This window comes from Streptomyces sp. NPDC093260 (assembly GCF_040683715.1).
GTDB lineage: Bacteria > Actinomycetota > Actinomycetes > Streptomycetales > Streptomycetaceae > Streptomyces > Streptomyces sennicomposti.
In genome coordinates this window covers 1-17020 of the sequence record NZ_JBFBEK010000054.1, presented here as the reverse complement: position 1 = coordinate 17020, position 17020 = coordinate 1, and the positions used below count along the sequence as shown (strand labels likewise).

The 17020-nt window shown below is 69.8% G+C and carries 13 protein-coding genes and 1 pseudogene; 4 read left to right on the top strand and 10 right to left on the bottom strand.

The annotated features are described in order from the left end of the window. Positions 1 to 461: 461 nt before the first annotated feature. Positions 462 to 911 carry a MerR family transcriptional regulator gene (locus AB0N63_RS35595; RefSeq protein ID WP_365536077.1) on the bottom strand — a complete coding sequence of 150 codons (450 nt, stop codon included), beginning with the start codon at positions 909 to 911 and terminating at the stop codon, positions 462 to 464. A gap of 85 nt (positions 912 to 996) precedes the next feature. Between AB0N63_RS35595 and AB0N63_RS35590 the strand changes: the two genes are divergently transcribed. Together AB0N63_RS35590 and AB0N63_RS35585 are read left to right on the top strand one after the other, a co-directional pair. After that, on the top strand, positions 997 to 1944 hold the full coding sequence (locus AB0N63_RS35590) for an alpha/beta hydrolase (RefSeq protein WP_365536074.1): 948 nt from the start codon (positions 997 to 999) through the stop codon (positions 1942 to 1944). Between the two features lie 23 nt (positions 1945 to 1967). Continuing rightward, positions 1968 to 2375 carry an ester cyclase gene (locus tag AB0N63_RS35585; protein ID WP_365536071.1) on the top strand — a complete coding sequence of 136 codons (408 nt, stop codon included), beginning with the start codon at positions 1968 to 1970 and terminating at the stop codon, positions 2373 to 2375. Between the two features lie 419 nt (positions 2376 to 2794). On the opposite strand, the pseudogene AB0N63_RS35580 reads toward AB0N63_RS35585, so the two are convergent. The 4 genes and pseudogenes from AB0N63_RS35580 to AB0N63_RS35565 form a co-directional block, all read right to left on the bottom strand. Further along, positions 2795 to 2950 (bottom strand): annotated as a pseudogene (locus tag AB0N63_RS35580) (Tn3 family transposase); the annotation flags it as partial. 56 nt (positions 2951 to 3006) lie between these two features. Next, positions 3007 to 3459 (bottom strand): STAS domain-containing protein, encoded by a 453-nt coding sequence (locus AB0N63_RS35575; RefSeq protein ID WP_365536068.1) that lies wholly within the window; start codon positions 3457 to 3459, stop codon positions 3007 to 3009. Next, positions 3456 to 4940: a GAF domain-containing SpoIIE family protein phosphatase gene (locus AB0N63_RS35570; protein ID WP_365536066.1), complete on the bottom strand. Its 1485-nt coding sequence runs from the start codon at positions 4938 to 4940 to the stop codon at positions 3456 to 3458. The genes AB0N63_RS35575 and AB0N63_RS35570 overlap by 4 nt, the downstream gene beginning before the upstream one ends. 243 nt (positions 4941 to 5183) lie before the next feature. Then, positions 5184 to 5621, bottom strand: a complete 438-nt coding sequence (locus AB0N63_RS35565; protein WP_365536064.1) for a glutaredoxin domain-containing protein — start codon at positions 5619 to 5621, stop codon at positions 5184 to 5186. Positions 5622 to 5831: 210 nt separating this feature from the next. On the opposite strand from AB0N63_RS35565, the gene AB0N63_RS35560 reads away from it, so the two are divergent. Further along, positions 5832 to 6842 (top strand): aldo/keto reductase, encoded by a 1011-nt coding sequence (locus AB0N63_RS35560; protein WP_365536062.1) that lies wholly within the window; start codon positions 5832 to 5834, stop codon positions 6840 to 6842. A 302-nt stretch (positions 6843 to 7144) separates the two neighbouring features. Here AB0N63_RS35560 and AB0N63_RS35555 read toward each other — a convergent pair whose 3' ends face one another. The 5 genes from AB0N63_RS35555 to AB0N63_RS35535 all read right to left on the bottom strand — a co-directional run bounded on the left by AB0N63_RS35555 (position 7145) and on the right by AB0N63_RS35535 (position 13158). Then, a complete protein-coding gene (locus AB0N63_RS35555) occupies positions 7145 to 9052 on the bottom strand; it encodes a DNRLRE domain-containing protein (protein ID WP_365536059.1) in 1908 nt (635 codons plus the stop codon). Positions 9053 to 9217: 165 nt separating this feature from the next. Continuing rightward, positions 9218 to 9601, bottom strand: coding sequence for a Rid family hydrolase (locus AB0N63_RS35550; protein WP_365536057.1), 384 nt, complete (start codon positions 9599 to 9601; stop codon positions 9218 to 9220). A 61-nt stretch (positions 9602 to 9662) separates the two neighbouring features. Further along, positions 9663 to 11156 (bottom strand): carboxylesterase family protein, encoded by a 1494-nt coding sequence (locus AB0N63_RS35545; RefSeq protein ID WP_365536054.1) that lies wholly within the window; start codon positions 11154 to 11156, stop codon positions 9663 to 9665. A gap of 22 nt (positions 11157 to 11178) precedes the next feature. Next, complete coding sequence (locus tag AB0N63_RS35540; RefSeq protein ID WP_365536052.1) at positions 11179 to 12093, bottom strand: MBL fold metallo-hydrolase; 915 nt, start codon at positions 12091 to 12093, stop codon at positions 11179 to 11181. A gap of 102 nt (positions 12094 to 12195) precedes the next feature. Next, positions 12196 to 13158, bottom strand: coding sequence for a hypothetical protein (locus tag AB0N63_RS35535; RefSeq protein WP_365536050.1), 963 nt, complete (start codon positions 13156 to 13158; stop codon positions 12196 to 12198). Between the two features lie 1063 nt (positions 13159 to 14221). Between AB0N63_RS35535 and AB0N63_RS35530 the strand changes: the two genes are divergently transcribed. Then, entirely contained in the window at positions 14222 to 16966 is a 2745-nt protein-coding gene (locus AB0N63_RS35530; RefSeq protein WP_365536048.1) for an AAA family ATPase, read from the top strand. The last annotated feature ends 54 nt before the right edge of the window (positions 16967 to 17020 follow it).

Here is a 17020-nt window from a genome sequence, read left to right as displayed (position 1 = left end):
CGACACTCGGGACCTCAGCCTGCCCCGCCACAGCCCACGGTACGAAAACGGTCCACCGACTCCGTCGGCGGACCGTCATGCAAGATCGAGGCTAGTACCAAGGTGATCTTCGCTGCGAGGGCGTGTTCTTGCTCGTGTCGCTGTCGGATCTCCAACGGGAGCGCACTTCGTCGGCCAGGCCCTCGTCGACGCGCCGTCGTGCCGGCTCTGCGGGCGCGGCGCGATGAGCAGGTGGAGTCCCGTGCGGTGGTGGACACCGTGATGGCTCCGCACCGGTGACCGCACCACCGGTGCGGGTGGATGCGCACCAGGTGCCCGCAGTACTTCGGAGAGCCACTGGTGGCCCGGAGACCGGCAGTCAGGCGCGTATGAAGATCAGGTAGGACGGGCCCAGGTCGAGAGTGAGACGCCGGAGCGGGAACCCGCCCGACGACCGGCTCACCGCATAGGACACCTCGGTCTCACTTGTCGCGGTTCGCCATGGCTTCGAGAGCGAGGCAGGTCGGCGTCTGGCCGGTCCACAGGGTGCCTGCGGTGCCTGCCTCGACGTGCTCGGCGTAAAGGCGGGCCTTGGCCTCGATCACCGTGAGGTTCTCTGTCATCTGGGCCAGTTCGGCCCGTACGCGGACCTCATGGGCGCGGAGAAGCTCGAGGCGTTGCTTCTCGTTGCCGGGGCCTTCGGCGACGAGTTCGGCGTAGCGCCGGATGTCGGTCAGTGGCATGCCGCAGGCGCGGAAGCGGTTGCAGAGCTGGAGCCACTCGACGTCGAAGGGTGAGTAGCGGCGTCGTCCGCCACTGCTGCGTGCTACCGAGCCCAGCAGCAGTCCCTGTTTTTCGTAGTAACGCAGAGTATGGATCCCCAGTCCGGTGCGCTCGCTCACTTCGCCGATCGTGAGGCTCTCGTCGCTCACACTCGCTCCCTTCCTTGACCTAGACCAAGGTCTAGATCGTAGCGTGATCGACGTACCTCGGAAAACGACCCCCGGAGCGTGCACCATGCCTCTTTCCCTGGACCCCGAACTGGCCGCCGTGTTCGCCGCCAGTGCCGATGACACCCCGGCCGAACCGCTCGCGCCCGGCGACTGGAAGACCTGGCGGGACAGCGTCGCCGCCGTCTATCCGACCCTGACCGCTGACCTGGACCGGCCGGAGGTCAGACATCAGGTGTTCACCGCGGCCACCAGCGACGGTGCGCACATCGACCTGCACTGGTTCGCCCCGCCCGGCGTCACCGGCCCGACCGCGGCCGTCGTCCACGCCCACGGTGGCGGCCTGGTCGCCGGCGAAGTGGCGCACTTCGCACCGTTCATCGCCCAGTACGTCGCTGCTTCCGGCGTGCCGTTCCTGTCGGTGGAGTACCGGCTGGCCCCGGAAGTGACCGGCGAGACTCCCGGCGACGACGTCTACACAGGGCTGAACTGGCTGATCGAGCACGCAGACGAGCTGGGCGTGGACACCGCCCGGATCGCAGTGATGGGCGAGAGCGCCGGTGGCACCCTGGCCGCCACCACGGCCATCCGCGCCCGCCGGGACGGTATCGGCCTGGCCCGGCAGATCCTCGTCTACCCCATGCTCGACAACAGTGACGCCCCACTCGATCCGCAGCTGCGCACGTTCTCCACCGACCTGCACACCCTCAGGAACACCGCCTGGCAGGTCGTACTCGGCGACGCCCGCGCCCACGCCGACGACGCGCCCGCAACGATCGTGCCCGCCCGTCTGGAGGATGCCGCCGGCCTGCCCCCGGCCTACCTCGAAGTCGGCGAGCTCGACGCCTTCCGGAACGAGACCCTCGCCTACGCACAGCGGCTGTGGTCGGCCGGCGTCAGCGCCGAACTGCACGTCCTGCCCGGCCTGAGCCACGGCTGGGACCACTTCGCCCCGCGCATCTCCGCGCACGCCCCGGTCCACGCCCGGCGCGTCACCCTTCTGAAGTCCCTCTGAAAAGCAACCTGCAAGGAAGCACGATGAGCACTCACGACCTGCGCAAGCTCTACCTCGACTACATCGACGCCATCAACGCCCGTGAATTCCACCGGATGGCCGAGTTCGCCCACGACACCCTCGTCTTCAACGGGGAACCCGTCTCGCGGGAGGACTACGTCGCAACGATGCAGCAGCACATGGACGCCGTGGACGGCTTCGTCTGGCGTCTGGACGACCTCATCATCGAAGGGGACCGAGTGGCCGCCCGGCTCACCGACACCGGCACCCCGGTCAAGCCCTGGCTGGGACTGGAGCCCACCGGCCGCAGCGTCACCTTCACCGAATACGCCTTCTACCATTTCCGCGACGGACGCTTCGAGCACATGTGGTACCTGCTCGACGCCCAGACCATCCAGCGGCAACTGACCGCCCCACGGACAGAGGACTGAGCCGCGGGGCGCACGAGAGGCCCTCCAGAGGCGGGCGCAGGCGTCACCGTGACGCGAGCGCGCCGGCACGATCGGTTCCGCCAACTACAGGTGAGACGCCACCAGGAGCCGATTCGCCGGCGGCGCGCTGAGCGGCGACTGCCAGGTGCTGCGGAGTGCGGCTGGGCGGATCGACATCGGGCGGGTGGGCAAGCACGCGAAAGCGCCCGGCCGAACCGGCAGTCCTGGCCGTGACCTCGTTCACGCGGAGCTTTCATCGCGCCCGCTGCCGAGGTCGCCCTCCGAACCACCCGTCAGGTGGGAAAAGACAAGCCGTGCCGCAGTCGCCCTCCCAGTGCCTCGCGTCCCGCCCCCGGTGATCAGCGCAGTCTTACCTTCGTACCCGTCCCTGCCTCCTCCTTCGATCCGATTCAGTAGGACATGGCGTTGAGGACCAGGCCGAGCGCGCCGAACTGGTCCTCCATGCCGTCGCGGTACGCCTGGTGGATGGTGCCGCGCTTGCCGTGGCACACGTCGCGGGCCAGCTTGTGGCGGGGTTCCTCCACGGTGAGCTGCCGGTTCATCTGTCGGCGGTAGTGTCGTCCACCGGGTCGACCACCCGCAGCCCCAGCAGAGCGTCAACGTGATGCGTTCACCGCGTTGCTGGACGATCCATCTGAGAGTCGCAGTCGTCGGAGGCATGGGTGGTCGAGCCGGGCTCGCCTGTGCTGTCGAACGGGCCGGTGGTCATGGTGGTGAGGGCTTCGGCGGTGGTGGCGTGGACCGGCAGGACCGTGTCGACCCCGGTGAGGGTGAGCATCCGCATCAGACGGTCGGGAACGTTGGCGAGTCCGAGTGCACCGCCCTCCGCCTGGGCGGTGTGCCAGAGGCCGATGAGCGCGCTCAGACCGGCGGAGTCGCAGAAACCGACCTGGGACAGGTCCAGAACCAGGTGCGGGCACCCTTGCTCGATGATCATCGAGGCGTCGCGGCGCAGGGTCTCCGCGGTGTGCATGTCCACGTCCCCGGCGACCGTGGCGATGGCGAGGCCGGGATGGGGTTGCTGGACGGTCAGTTGCAGCGCGTCGGTCACGTCGGTCGTCACTCCTGGCTGAAGTGTTCGGGCGCGGCGGCGGTGTGTGCGGTGGCAGCGACAGTGCCGTCGGGTGTGGCGTGGGGGTGGGGGACGGACAGGGCCAGCAGGGCCACGTCGTCGCCGGCTCCGTCGGGCAGTGAGGCCAGCAGGGTGATGCTGTCCTCGACCAGGGAGGTGGCGGTGACGGGCCCGGTGCGTTGGTGGAGGAAGCCGGTCAGGCCGTCGTCACCGAGCATGGCGCCCTCGGTGGTGCGGGCTTCGGTCAGCCCGTCGGTGTAGAGGAACAGGCTCTCACCGGCCGTCAGGGAGAAGGTGGTCTGGGCGAAGGGAGCCTGGGGGAAGGCGCCGACGAGCATGCCGCCCTGGGGGCGTACGGCCCGCACCCAGACGGCGCCGCTGTCGTCGGGGCGCAGGTGGTAGGCCGGCGGGTGGCCGCCGGTGGCGACGGTGACGGTGAAGCCGCCGTCGGCCCTGGGCTCCAGGAGGCCGAAGAGGACGGTGCAGAAGCGGCGGCCGGCGGTGACGTCGGTGAGCAGCATGGTGTTGAGCGCGCTCAGCACGGTGACGGGGTCGGCGTCGATCTGGGCCGTGGCGCGCAGGGTGTGGCGGGCCAGGGCGGTGACGGTCGCCGCCTCGGGGCCTTTGCCGCACACGTCACCGAGGACGAACGCCCACCGGCCGCCGTCGACGGGGAAGACGTCGTAGAAGTCGCCGCCCACGTCGTGGGCGGAGGCGGTGCGGTAGTGGCAGGCCAGCTCCAAACCCGGCACCACGGGAAGGGCCGGGGGAAGCAGGGTGCGCTGGAGGGTGGAGGCGAACGCGGCGATGGCGGCCCTGTCCTGCTCCGCCTTCTCCCGGGCCGCCCGTTCCGCCTCGGCCCGCGCCCGCTCCGCTTCGGCGTGCCGCCTCTCCGCTTCCCGGCGGGCCTGCTCGTCGCGCAGTGCGCGCAGCGCCGACAGCCGCAGCTCCATCTCGTCCAGCACGATCGCGGCGAGATCGGCAAGGGTGGCGGTGTCCTCCTCGGTGATCGAGCGCGGCCGGGTGTCGAGGACGTTGACCGTGCCCAGCTTGTGCCCGTCGGGGGTGATGATCGGTGCGGCGGCGTAGAAGCGCACGCCCATCTCTCCGGCGACCAGCGGATTGTCCGCCGCGACGGGGTCTTTGAGGGTGTCGGGGATGACTATGGTGTCATCGCGCAGGATCGCCGAGCCGCACAGGCCCGGATCACGGCCGATCTCCGCGACACCCTCCAGACCGTGGGCGGCCTTGAACCAGATGCGGTCGGTGTCCACGATCGTGACCGTCGCCACCGGCACGTCGAAGAGGCGGGCGGCCATCGCCGCCACCCGGTCGAACGCCCCGTCGGGCGGAGTGTCGAGGATGTCGTAGCGGCGCACCGCCGCGATCCGGGCCGCCTCCACATCCGGGTCAGGGACCAGCTCGGGGCGGCGCCCGGGAGCCGGGTCGGTGGCCGATGCCTGCTGCGTCATCGGCTTTCCTCTCCGTCGATGGGCTGCCGCCGTGAACGGCACGAACCGACGCAGCTTAAGTCGCCCACACACCCGAACGCCAATGCCGCCGGGCACCGGACACGACCCCCTGCCCGATGGTGCGGTCACTTCACATGGCGGCTGTCCCGCGCCCACCCCCGTACGGGACGAGAGCCGCTGGACTTGTCTTTTGACCTCTGCGTGCTTGTGTGCAGGTGCCTCTCCTTGGGGTGTGGTTTCTGATCACGCGGAAGGGGAGAGCTGTTCGCGCACCCATCCGGGATCGGGGTTGGTGTGCGGCTGGCCCATCACGACGACGGTCGGCACGGTCTCGTTGCCTTCGTTGACTGCTCTCACCGCTGCGGCTCCTGCCGGGTCGCGCCAGATGTTGACCCAGTGCAACTGGCGGGCGCTGCGGCCCAGTCGGATGCGCAGTCTTATGCAGTACGTGCAGCCCGGCCGCCAGAAGACGACCGGTCGGCCGTCGGCCGCGCTGCGGCGCTGTGCCTCCTGCGCACCGATCGACCTCGGGAAGATCAGGGGTGAGTTCACGCTGGCGAGCGCCAGGAAGACCAGTAGGGATGCTGCGGCTGTGCCGGGACTCCCCTTGAGGATCTGATCAGTCACGACGGCTGAGCCGCTGAGTGCAAGCAGCATCGGCAGGATCCAGGCGCGCATCATGGTGATGCAGGCTACCGATGAGTCGAAATACTCCTCGACCCAGGCCGCTCACCTGGGTGTTCGAGCGAACCGTCCGGGCCATCGTCACCGTCCTCGAGCAGGCCGGTCACTTGCGCCAGCGGCGGGACGGACGCCGCAACCAGGACATCCCGCATGCCCCATGCCTCCGAGTTTGCGTCAGAGCGCACCCCAACTCCTAGGTTCCGGAGCATGCGATACATCAAACTCGGAACGACCGGGCTGAAAGTCTCCGCCATCACCCTCGGTTGCATGAGCTTCGGCGAGCCGGACCGGGGCGGTGAGCCCTGGTCGCTGGGCGCGGACGCCAGCCGGGACGTCATCAAGCAGGCCCTTGAGGCCGGGGTCAACTTCCTCGACACGGCCAATGGGTACAGCGCCGGAAGCAACGAGGAGATCGTCGGTCAGGCGGTCAAGGACTTCGCCCGGCGCGAGGAGGTCGTTCTCTCCACCAAGGTCTGGATGCGGATGCGCCCCGGCCCGAACGGCTCCGGGCTGTCCCGCAAGGCGATCTTCGCCGAACTCGACGCCTCCCTGGAGCGACTGGGGACCGACTACATCGACCTGTACCAGATCCACCGCTGGGACTACGACACTCCGATCGAGGAAACCCTAGAGGCGCTGCACCACGCGGTCAGGTCCGGGAAGGTCCGCTACATCGGCGCCTCTTCCATGTACGCCTGGCAGTTCGCCAAGGCCCTGTACCTGGCTGACCTGAACGGCTGGACGCGGTTCGTGTCGATGCAGGACCACTACAACCTTATCCACCGGGAAGCGGAGCGGGAGATGCTCCCGCTCTGCGCCGACCAGGGCATCGGCGTGATCCCGTGGAGCCCGCTGGCGCGGGGCAGGCTGACGCGGGTCCGGGACACCGCCACGGCGCGGGCCGCAACAGACCCGGGCGGCAAGATCCTCTACCGCGACGGGGACCAGGCAGTGGCCGAGCGCGTCCACGAGATCGCGGGCAAGCGGGGTCTGTCCCCGGCCCAGGTCGCCCTGGCCTGGGTCATGCGCAACCCGGTGGTGACCTCGCCCATCGTCGGGGTCACCAAACCGGCTCAGCTGGCCGACGCGGTCGCCGCGGTGGACGTCGAACTCGACGAAGCCGAGGCCGCCTACCTGGAGGAGCCCTACCAGCCGCACGAGGCCGCCTACCTGGAGGAGTCCTTCTACGAGCAGCAGCCTGTGGCGGGCTCCCGGTAGTCCGCCGGCAACGGCTCCCCCGCCCACAACAAGCCGCTCACCGTGAGTGAAGCTGACTTTCGTCCAGGTCCACGGGGAGGCCGACGGCTACTGCGTGTCGGACAAGAACCCGGTGACGTGTCCGACGATGATCACCGGGTTGCCGTACTCCGGGAGACAGCCATCCATCACTCTCCGTGAGCCGGGGGATGTGTGCGGAGAGTGTGCGTCGGCGACCTGCTGCCGTACGGCCTGCGCCGCCCGGACGACCACGACGACGTGGCGTTGCCGGTGGCGCAGTCCGTGCGGTCAGCCGTGGCGCGTCACGTGTAGCTGGGAACCAGCCAGCGAGCGCGGTAGTACGCCGCGAAGCCTTCGCTCCACGAGTAGCTCTTACGGCCGTTCGCATCCTCGAAGTCGATCACCGGCGTGGTCCAGTCGCGCCAGTTCCCGCTGCCCACCGCGGCGTGGCAGTTGTCGGTCTTGTTCGGGTCACGCTGCAGGCAGACGGTGGCGACCTGGCCGGTCACCGGGTCGTTGCCGGCGGACTTCACCATGGAGTACCGGTTGACCTGCGACTCATAGGGATAGTCGGTGCACCAGTGCGAGGCGTCGGGACCCAGTTCCCCCGTGGTCGGCCAGCGGCTGCTGGTGTGGCAGGCGCTCTGCCCGCTCTTGGAGAACTGCACTTCGCCGGCGTTCGCCGACACCCACAGCCGGTCCGGGTTTCCGTACACCGGCGAGATGTCGTGGCCGTAGGCCAGGCTGGTGCCGTTCTTCGGCAGGGCGTAGCCGTTCTCGCGGTGGAGCTTGCCCTCGGCGGTGAGGCTGTAGCGCACCAGTTCCGAGTCGCCGATCGCCCACAGGGAGCTCATCGTGTCGTCCCACAGCACCTGGTGGGCGCCAGCGAGCGGCTGGGAGTCGTACGGGGTCTGCCAGGCGCTCGGGCCGTTGCCGGGCGCGCCCTGCGCCTGCGTGTACAGCCGGACCGAGCCGGTGCCGACCTCGGCGACCGCCACACTGCCGTTGGGCAGCAGTTCCACGCCGTGCATGCTGACGTCGTGGCCGACGTTGACGGCCCAGCGGTAGCCGGACAGCGCGGGGAACGGGATGACACCGATGAACCCGCTGTTGCCGTCGCCGACCACCATCAGCTGGCTGCTGAGAGCGCCGCTGGAGCTGTACGCCCCGGTGGGCCGCACCTTGAACTCCGTGCCGCCGCCGAAGGTACCGCCGGGCACGGTGGACGTGCCGCTGACCAGGGAGGAGTCCAGGATCGAGTGGTAGGCGTCCGGGACCCAGCGCTGATACGGACCCGAAGCCGACCACACCGACGGCTTGGTGCTGTCGTAGAACTCCAGCGCGGGGCTGGTGGCGGGGTAACCTCCGTAGTCGAACGCGTAGTTGTCCCCGGCCATGAGCGCGGTCGCGCCCGCGTCGAACTCCACCTCGAGAGTAGGCGTGTAGTAGCCGATGTTGCAGGCGTAGTCGGCGGAGTCGGGGTTCATGGAGCAGAAGTCCTTGTAGGCCTTGCTGTCCAGTTCGCCCGCGGAGAGCTGCATGCCGTAGTTGGGCAGCGTGCCCTGGGCCCAGGCGTTGACCATCGAGGTCACGTCGATGCGCCGCAGGCCGTTCGACTGGTCGGGGTCGGTGCGGTTGGGGACGTCCGGGCAGTCGGGGCGGCCGATGCCGAAATCGGCCGAAGCCTGGTAACCGGCGGTGACACCGGGCTTGTTGGCCCAGGTGATGGTCGACTGGTCCCAGGACGCGGAGACCGGGTCTGCGTACATCCACCAGCCGTCGCAGGAGCCGGTGTAGGAGTCGTAGAGCCGCAGCTTGGCGCTCTTGATGCTGGCGCCGTGCAGCTTGGACACGTCGAACTTGAGGTAACTTCGGTACTTGGTCGTGCCGTTGTCGGGGGTGCCGATGTGCAGCACCGCGCCGGTGGAGTGGTCGCGCGCGTCCGTGCTGCTGACGTACGTGTCCTGGACGCGCGTGATGATGTTGCGCGGTCCGCTCTGCACGATCGGCGAGAGGCCCACCGGGGACGTGTAGGCGGTCGACAGATTCGCGTCGGAGGCTCCCGTCCGCGCCGCGCCGGTCTGCGCCGGGGCCGTCGCGTCGCCAGGAGCGGCGAGGGCGAGGGCCGCGAAAGCCGCCGTGGCGACCGCGGCAACCGTGGCCCGAAGGCGCGGAGGCGTACGCCCGGCCGCCCGCATGTGGTTCTTCACTCGAAGCCCTTCTCTGCGGTGATCACGGTGTGGGGCGGCGCGATGCAGGCCTTCGACAGGCGGCCGTCCATCCTGTCCTCCCCCTTTCCGCTCTCTGGGATGGCTGGCCGGTCCGGCGCGGTCCCCCTTTGAACCGCGCCGGAGCGGCCTTGTTCTGTGGCTGTGTCAGTCGTCCAGCACGGCCAGGGCGTCGATCTCCACGAGGAGTCCCGGCGGGAGCTGCATGTAGACGGTGGTGCGGGCGGGGAAGGGCTCACCGACGGCCGCGGCGTACGCCTCGTTCAGCTCGGGCAGGTGGGCGGGGTCGGTGAGGTAGACGCGGAGCATGACGACGTCCTCCAGGCCCGCGCCGGCCGCCTTGAGTACGGCGGTGACATTGCGCAGAACCTGTGTGGTCTGCTCGGCGACGGTGGTGCCGGCGACCGCGCCGGTGTCCGGGTCGAAGGGGAGCTGTCCGGAGACCTGCAGGACGGGGCCCTTGCGGATGCCCTGGGACAGCGGGGCCGGGAGAGAGGGGGCATTCTCGGTGGTGATGACGGTTCTGGTCACGGTGTTCCTTGAAGCGGTGGTGATCCCTGAAGGGGGTGAGCAGGCAAAACACATACGGGCGTCAGCTCCAGGCCTGACGTTCCCGGCTGCGGGGGTCGTCGATCTGGGTCCACTCGGCGTCGACGTGCATCGTGGCCCTGCGTTCGGTGTCGTAGGTATCCCAGCCGGGGTCGCCGGTGGCGGCGAACCGGATCCAGGTCTCGTGCATGCGGGCCGCGAGATCCGCCGGGGGCTTGTCGGGGCCGAGCAGGGCGGCGGGGCCGTTCAGCTCGGGCCGGTCCGCGAGGTCGAAGACGAAGGGCAGCTCGACGGCGTGGGTGGCGCCGAGCTCTCCGTCCAGGGCCTTGGAGCGCCAGGCGAACTCGTACGCGTAGGTGGCGGACTGCGCATGGGCGGCATGGGCGCCGGCCAGAGCGCGGGTGCCCGCGCCGAACAGGGCGTCGGCCATGATGGCCGAGCGCAGTTCCGCGAAGGACGCCTCGGGACGGGACTTGCGGTAGGTCTCGACGAGCCGCGCCGGATCCGGATGCGAGCGCGCCGCCGCCTCGTCGACGTCGGCTGCGGTCGAGGTGGCGTACTTGCCCACCGGGACCAGGTAGAGGTTGCCCTCCTCGGTGTTGGTGCCGACGAGCAGGTCGACGTCGGCGGCGAGGCCGGCGGCGACGGATGCGGCGGGCTGGGTGTCCAGGACCAGGCTGAAGGGGCTGAGGCCGATCAGCGGGTCGTGGTGGGTGGCGGTCTGCAGGTCGATTCCCGAGAGCTTGGAGGCGGCCTCCACCAGACGCTCGTCGGAGATCTCCGCGAAGGCGTCCATGTGCGGCTCGACGCCCAGGACCTCGGCGGCCGCGCCGGTGACGCGGGCGGCCTGCTCGGTGCTGAACGCGCCCAGGCCACTGCCGCTCTGCACGATCGCCCTGCGGAACAGACCCGCGGCCTCCGCAGTGGCGAGGACGCCGCCGACGACGGTGGCCCCGGCCGACTGGCCGAAGAGCGTGATGTTGTCCGGGGCACCGCCGAAGGCGGCGATGTTCTCCCGCACCCAGCGCAGCGCGGCGACGACGTCGAGCAGACCGCGGTTGGCGGGGGCCCCGGGCAGGTCCAGGAAACCGGCGATGCCGAGCCGGTAGTTGAGCGTGACGAGGACGACGCCGTCGCGGGCGAAGGCGGAACCGTCGTACATCGCGGACCGCGTCGATCCGGCGACGAACCCGCCGCCGTGCACGAACACCATGACCGGCAGGTCGCTCTGCGCGATGGCGGGCGTCCACACGTTGACGGTGAGGTAGTCCTCGCCCCGGCTCCAGCCGGTGCCGAAGTAGGGAGCCATGTCGATGCTGCCGAGCTTGCGCTCGGACTGCGGCGCGTTGGGTCCGGGGACAGTGGCGTCCCGTACGCCGTCCCACGGCTCATGCGGCTCGGGCGGCGCGAAGCGGCCAGCGCCCAAGGGCGGGGCGGCGTAGGGAATGTTCAGGAAGGCAGCGGTGCCGTCCTCCTGACGCAGACCGCGCACGGCTCCCTGCGCGGTGGCCACGACTGGTTCGGCATGGTGGTTCATCTCTGGTGCCTTTCCGCGGGCTTCAGCCCTGCTCGGCGTACGGGGTGAAGGGCGCCCAAGCCTTGACGGCGAAGGTGTTTCCCTCGCGTACGACTTCGGTGGCGCCGTGCCCGCCCAAGTGCGCGGGGATCACGAGCGCGTTGTTGTCGGCCGCCCAGCCCAGCACCTTGCGGCGGGTGGCGCGGGCTTCGGCGGGGTTCTCACAGAAGCAGCTGTTGGCGTCCGGCTCCAGGATCTGCACCGGGCTGTGCAGCATGTCGCCGACGAACACCGCGCGGTCCGTGCCGGAGGTGAGAGTCAGCACGGAGGAGCCGGGGGTGTGCCCGGGAGCGGCGTCGAGGCGCAGGTTCGCGTCGATCTGGTGGCTGTTGTCCCACAACTGCGTCAGGCCGGCCTGGTACACCGGGGCCACGCTGTCCTCGAAGACGTTCTGGTTGCCGCGGCCGAGCAGCGGTTGATGGCCGTTCTCCGGGTTCCAGAAGTCGAAGTCGTCCTTCGGCATCAGGTAGGTGGCGTTGGGGAACGTCGGCACCCACTGCCGCCCGTCCAGGTAGGTGTTCCAGCCGACGTGGTCAATGTGGAGATGCGTGTTGATCACGATGTCCACGTCCTCCGGTTGGACGCCCGCCCGGGCGAGGTTGGCCAGGAAGTCCGTTTCGAGGTGGCTCCAGACCGGGGCGTAGGGACGCTCCTTGTGGTTGCCCACGCCGGTGTCGACCAGGATCGTCCTGCCCTCGCTGCGCAGCAGCCAGGTCTGGATCGCCGAATTCACGATATTGGTCTCGGAATCCAGGAAATGCGGGGTGAGCCAGTCGGCACCGTTCTCCCAGACTTCCTTCGAGCTTTCCGGGAGGAAGATTTCGGGCGTCATTTCGACGGAACCGTAGTATTCCCATACTCGCGTGACGGATACATTGCCGAGGGTTATCTGCTCCATGGGATCTCCTTGGAATCCGGGGGATTTACTCAACCGTACGAGCGGCCCCGGCGGGTGCGGTATCCGTCACGTGACTGCACCTGCGTGTACAACTCGGTGCGGTCACGTGGGCCGGGAATCCGCAGGGCTTCGGCGAGTTCGTCGACCGCGGGGAAACAGTCCAGCACGAGAACGAAGGCGGCCCGGCGGGGTCGCCGGGCCGCCTTCGTACCCCTCTGCGCATCGCTCGGCTGCGCAAGTAATTCCCACGGTGGGCTGGTGCCGGAGAGCCCGGATCCGCTGGGCGAGCCGCTGTCGCGCCGTCCGTTCCGACAGATCATTGCGGGCCGCCGGAGTGCGCATCGCACGGACCGCCAGTACGGCCAGGCGATGCGCGGCCACTTCCACCCGGCTGAGGTGCGGCAGCAGGGCCTCGGTGTCCTCGTCGGCGGCGCGCTCGTCGAGAAAGTCCTCGATCAGCAGCACGGACGCGTGCAGCCGGCCGAGGCGGTCCTGCAACGATCGGCTCCGGGTGTCGATGTCGTGCCCGGTGGCGATCATCGAGGCCGTGTCCCGGAGGACGTCGTGCAGACGCACGTCGAAGGTGTGCCGCAGCCGCCTCAGGGCTTGGGACGCCGTGACGGGGCCGACGCAGTACCACACGGTCGTGACGGCCCCGAACGCAACCAGTACCGATGCCCCGAACTGCGGAAGCTGGTCTGCCCGGGCCTGGGTGAACCGAGACAGCAGGAAGGCCATGAAACCGAAGATCCCCAGGCCCAGCCCTCGCGGGCCGAACTGGCGGGCCTGAACGGCGAGGTAGATCACCGCCAGGAAAACCAGCTTGGCTGCTGTCGGGTACGGCGTCAGCGCGGCTCCGGCGGCCAGGGACGCCAGGGAGAGCGGAACGCCGAGTCCGAGCGTGATGAGCCGGTTGCGCGGGTGCAGGTCGCTCACGGCCAGTGACGTCGTCATCGCGGTGAAGCCGCCGACCACCAGCACCGTCTCGGGCGCTCGCAGCGCTGTCAGCACGGCGCGGGTCGCGGCAGTACCGAGCACGGCGCGCATCGCGGAGGTCAGACGCACGAGCCCAGGGTCGAAAGCCGCGAACCGGTCCCACAACGATGTCGTCCTCCTGGCCACCATGGAGATCTCCGCAGGTCCTTTCGCGTGCGCACGGCCGTGCGGGAGCCTTCGGGTTCTGACCGGCCGCCGCCCGCGTCACCAGTCTCGGCAGGCGAGGCTCCGACCGGTATGCGTCAGGTGACTGCTGTCGAGGGTTCTGCAGCACGTGGACGTCCGTCGCCGGCGGCGGCGACCGCGCAGCACTGGCAGGTGCCTGCATCCGTCGACGACGGCTTCCGGGCTCAAGGGGCTACGCAGTGCACGGACTTGGGGCGGACAGCCGCCAGGCGCCCAGAAGGTCACGCCACATTCGACGCATCTCGACGCAGCCGTCATCGAGCCGCAGGTTTCCGTGCGCCGCGCGTTCGCTCGGGTCGTGCGCCCGCTCAAGAGCAGCCTGATGGGCCTGCTCCGGACCAGCCATGCCGTCGACGACGTAGAAGTGGCGTACAAGCCGACCACATGGAGTGCGGAACCCGAGTCCGACCAGCCACCAGCGTCCGGTAACCATGACAGTGCCTTCCGGTCGAGATGTACGGCCTCCGCGATCGCCGTCTGTGATGGCACGACGCCACCGCCGACGCACGATCGTGCCTGCCCACCGACCCGGAAAGGCGCGACCGTGCTCGCTTCACGATTCTGTGGCCGGACGAACAGCCGGGGGTATGCGTCACGTGACTGCATCGGTGCTGGTCGGCCACCGGACGGGGTGTTTGCGCCTGCCGGCCGGTTGTCCCGTCGTGGCGATCCCGAGGCCGCCGGTGCGGAGACGTACGGCTCCACGCGTGCGGAGGTCGGCGGTCGACTCACCACCATGTCCGCGCGGCGCGCGACACCGCGGTTGAAACCAGGCCCCGGGAGAACTCCACGGATGCCACGGCCGGAAGACCCCGGACGACGACTGCGTGTTACTGACAGACTGCGCTCGGATCTGCTTCTGACCGGCTTCGAGGCCGCTCCTACAGGCGCTGCCCGCGGTTCTCCCAGGCTAGTATCTGGGGTATCTCAATTCCCTGGAGCATCCGTGGAAAACGATGGAAAGGCTCGTGGGTACCAGCACTCGACGCGGAATTCCGGTCTGGCACTGGTCGGCCGGGAAGCCGAGACCGCAGAAATAGTCCGGCGGGTCGGCACCGATCGGTCCCACAGCGACGTGTTGATCCTCACGGGTGACCCCGGTGCCGGAAAGAGCACGCTCCTTGACATCGCAGCCGATCGCGCGCGGAGTGCGGGTGGCCGAGTGCTGCGAGCGGTGGGGAGCGAATCCGAGGCCCACCTTGGATTCGCGGGCCTTCATCAGATGCTCCGCCCGGTACTCGGTGCCGCGGAGGGCCTGCCGTCGCGGCAGCGCGCCGCGCTCCGCGCCGTTCTGGGGCTCGACGAGTGTGCCGAGGCCCCCGACACGATGATCCTGGGTCTGGCGGTTCTGACCTTGTTGTCGGACCTGGCGGAGGCCGCCCCGCTGCTGGTCGTGGTCGACGACGCCCAGTGGATCGACCGCGGGTCCCTGGACGCTCTCTCCTTCGTGGCGCGACGCATGGACAGCGAGCCCGTCACACTGCTGCTGGGAGTCCGCACCGCGGCCGTACTGCCCGGCTTCGACAAGGGGTACGAGCGCCTCGAACTCGGCCCGCTGGACAGTGCGGCAGCCAACCGGTTGCTCGACCGGCAGCCCGCACCGCCCACCGGCCGAACCCGCGTGCGGATCCTCGAGGAGGCGGCCGGCAACCCGCTGGCCCTGGTGGAACTCGCCCACGCCACTGCGGTCCGCAACCCCGAGCGCAGCAGCGTGGAGGGCCCGCTGCCAGTCACCGACCGGCTGGAGCGGATCTTCGCAGGGCACGCGGCCAACCTGCCGGAACCAACCCGCCGCATCCTGCTGCTCCTCGCGTCCGCCGATGCGGCGGACGCGCAGGCAGCCGCCATGGGACTGCCCGAGGCGGACGACACTGCATGGGAGCCGGCGGACCGGGCCGGTCTCGTACGCCAGGACGGAACCAGGATCGTTTTCCGTCACCCGCTCATCCGCTCCGCCGTCTACCATGCCGCGTCCTTCGAGGAACGCCGCCAGGCACACCTGGCTCTCGCTGAACTGCTGCGCAAGGAGCCCGACCGCCGCGCCTGGCATCTGGCCGCCGCGACCGTACGCCCCGACCAGGACGTATCGGCCGCGTTGCAGCAGACGGCCGACCGGGCCCGGCGCCGGGGTGGCTTTGCAGCCGCCGCCGCGGCCCAGGAGCGCGCCGCGGAACTCAGCCCACGCCGCGAAGACCGGGCGCGCCTGCTCGCCGAAGCCGCTGCCAGCGCCGTCTTCACCGGTCAGCTGGGCTGGGTGGAGCACCTGGCCGCCGCAGTCCATGAGTGCACCGACGACCCGGAGCTGCGGGGCAGAGCCGCGCTGGCCACCGGTCGGCTCATGTCGCTGGGCCCCCATCACACAGCAGCCTTCGCCCTGCTCATGCGCGTCGCCGACGAGGCGGCGAACGCCCGGTCACCCCTCGTACTCGACGCGCTGGCCGCAGCAGCGGTGGTCCGCTACTACTCGGGCGAGGAGTCCCAGCAGCGACAGATCCAGAGCCTGCTCTCCGGCATGCCCGACGATGCCGCCGGAGCGGCGCTGCACGCCTGGGTCATGGCCGTCTCCGACCCCGGCGGCGCAGGGGCGTCCCTCGCACCGGTGCTGCCCGAGCTCATCGCCGAGGCCAAGGGCGACGCCCAGCGCCTGACCGCGCTGGCCATCGTCGCCTGGCTGCTCGACCAGACCACCCTTGCGGCCAGGACCTTCGACGAGGCGTTCGACCAGTGGCAGGCCCACGGCCCGCTCCCGGACGGACTGGGATGCGCGGCCGGCTGGACCCGCCTGGAGCAGGGCCGATGGGCCGAGGCCCGCTCGGTGGCTGCCGACATCGCGGCCATGGCATCATCGGCCGGACTCGACCATGCCGAGGCGTGTGCTCAGGCACTCGACGCCACGGTGGTCGCCCTGCTGGGCGACCCGGCCGCCGCGCGCCGGCTCGCCGAGCGAGCCCTGTCTCTCGTCGACCCGCTGGAGAGCCGCTCCGTCGCGGTCTTCGCCCGTCGGGCCCTGGGAATGGCGGCCGTGGCCGAGGGCGACTACGACACCGCGTACACGCAGTTCCGCTCCGCGTTCACCGACGACGGCGATCCGGTCCACTACCACGTCTCCTACACCGTCCTGGCCGAATTCGCGGCTGCGGCCGTCCGCCGCGGACGGCAGGAGCACGCCGCACAACTGCTGGAACGGTCGGCGCAGCGCCTCGGTACGGGCATGTCGGCACGGCTGGCCGCACTGATCGCCCGTGGCCGCGCCCTGCTGGCGGATCCCGAGCACGCGGAGCCGTTCTTCCAGGCCGCGCTCGCGCAGCCCGGGGGTGAGCAGTGGCCGTTCGAACGGGCGCAGACCCGGCTCGACTACGGGGAATGGCTCCGGCGACAGCGCCGTATCGCCGAGGCCCGTCCCCTGCTGAGCGGCGCTCTGGAAACCTTCCAGCGCCTCGGCGCCCGGCCGTGGGCCGAGCGGGCACAGGCAGAACTGCGCGCCGCCGGCATCGAGACGACCGACGTCGCGCCCAGCGCCTTCACCGAACTCAGCCCCCAGCAACAGCAGATCGTCCGACTGGCGGCCCGCGGTCTGACGAACCGCGAGATCGGGGAAAAGCTGTTCCTCTCACCGCGCACGGTCGGCTCCCACCTCTACCGGGTCTTTCCTAACCTCGCGCTTTCGCGAGGTGGGGTGTCCGAGGCTTGATCAAATAAGCGGAGAGTGCTCCTGACCTGCAACGATGGGACTTGTCTAGGGTCC

Coding starts and splice junctions, on each gene's coding strand:
- AB0N63_RS35545 (WP_365536054.1), bottom strand. CDS start 11,156: ATGAACCACCATGCCGAACCAGTCGTGGCCACCGCGCAGGGAGCCGTG.
- AB0N63_RS35560 (WP_365536062.1), top strand. CDS start 5,832: ATGCGATACATCAAACTCGGAACGACCGGGCTGAAAGTCTCCGCCATC.
- AB0N63_RS35565 (WP_365536064.1), bottom strand. CDS start 5,621: ATGATGCGCGCCTGGATCCTGCCGATGCTGCTTGCACTCAGCGGCTCA.
- AB0N63_RS35590 (WP_365536074.1), top strand. CDS start 997: ATGCCTCTTTCCCTGGACCCCGAACTGGCCGCCGTGTTCGCCGCCAGT.
- AB0N63_RS35540 (WP_365536052.1), bottom strand. CDS start 12,093: ATGGAGCAGATAACCCTCGGCAATGTATCCGTCACGCGAGTATGGGAA.
- AB0N63_RS35585 (WP_365536071.1), top strand. CDS start 1,968: ATGAGCACTCACGACCTGCGCAAGCTCTACCTCGACTACATCGACGCC.
- AB0N63_RS35570 (WP_365536066.1), bottom strand. CDS start 4,940: ATGACGCAGCAGGCATCGGCCACCGACCCGGCTCCCGGGCGCCGCCCC.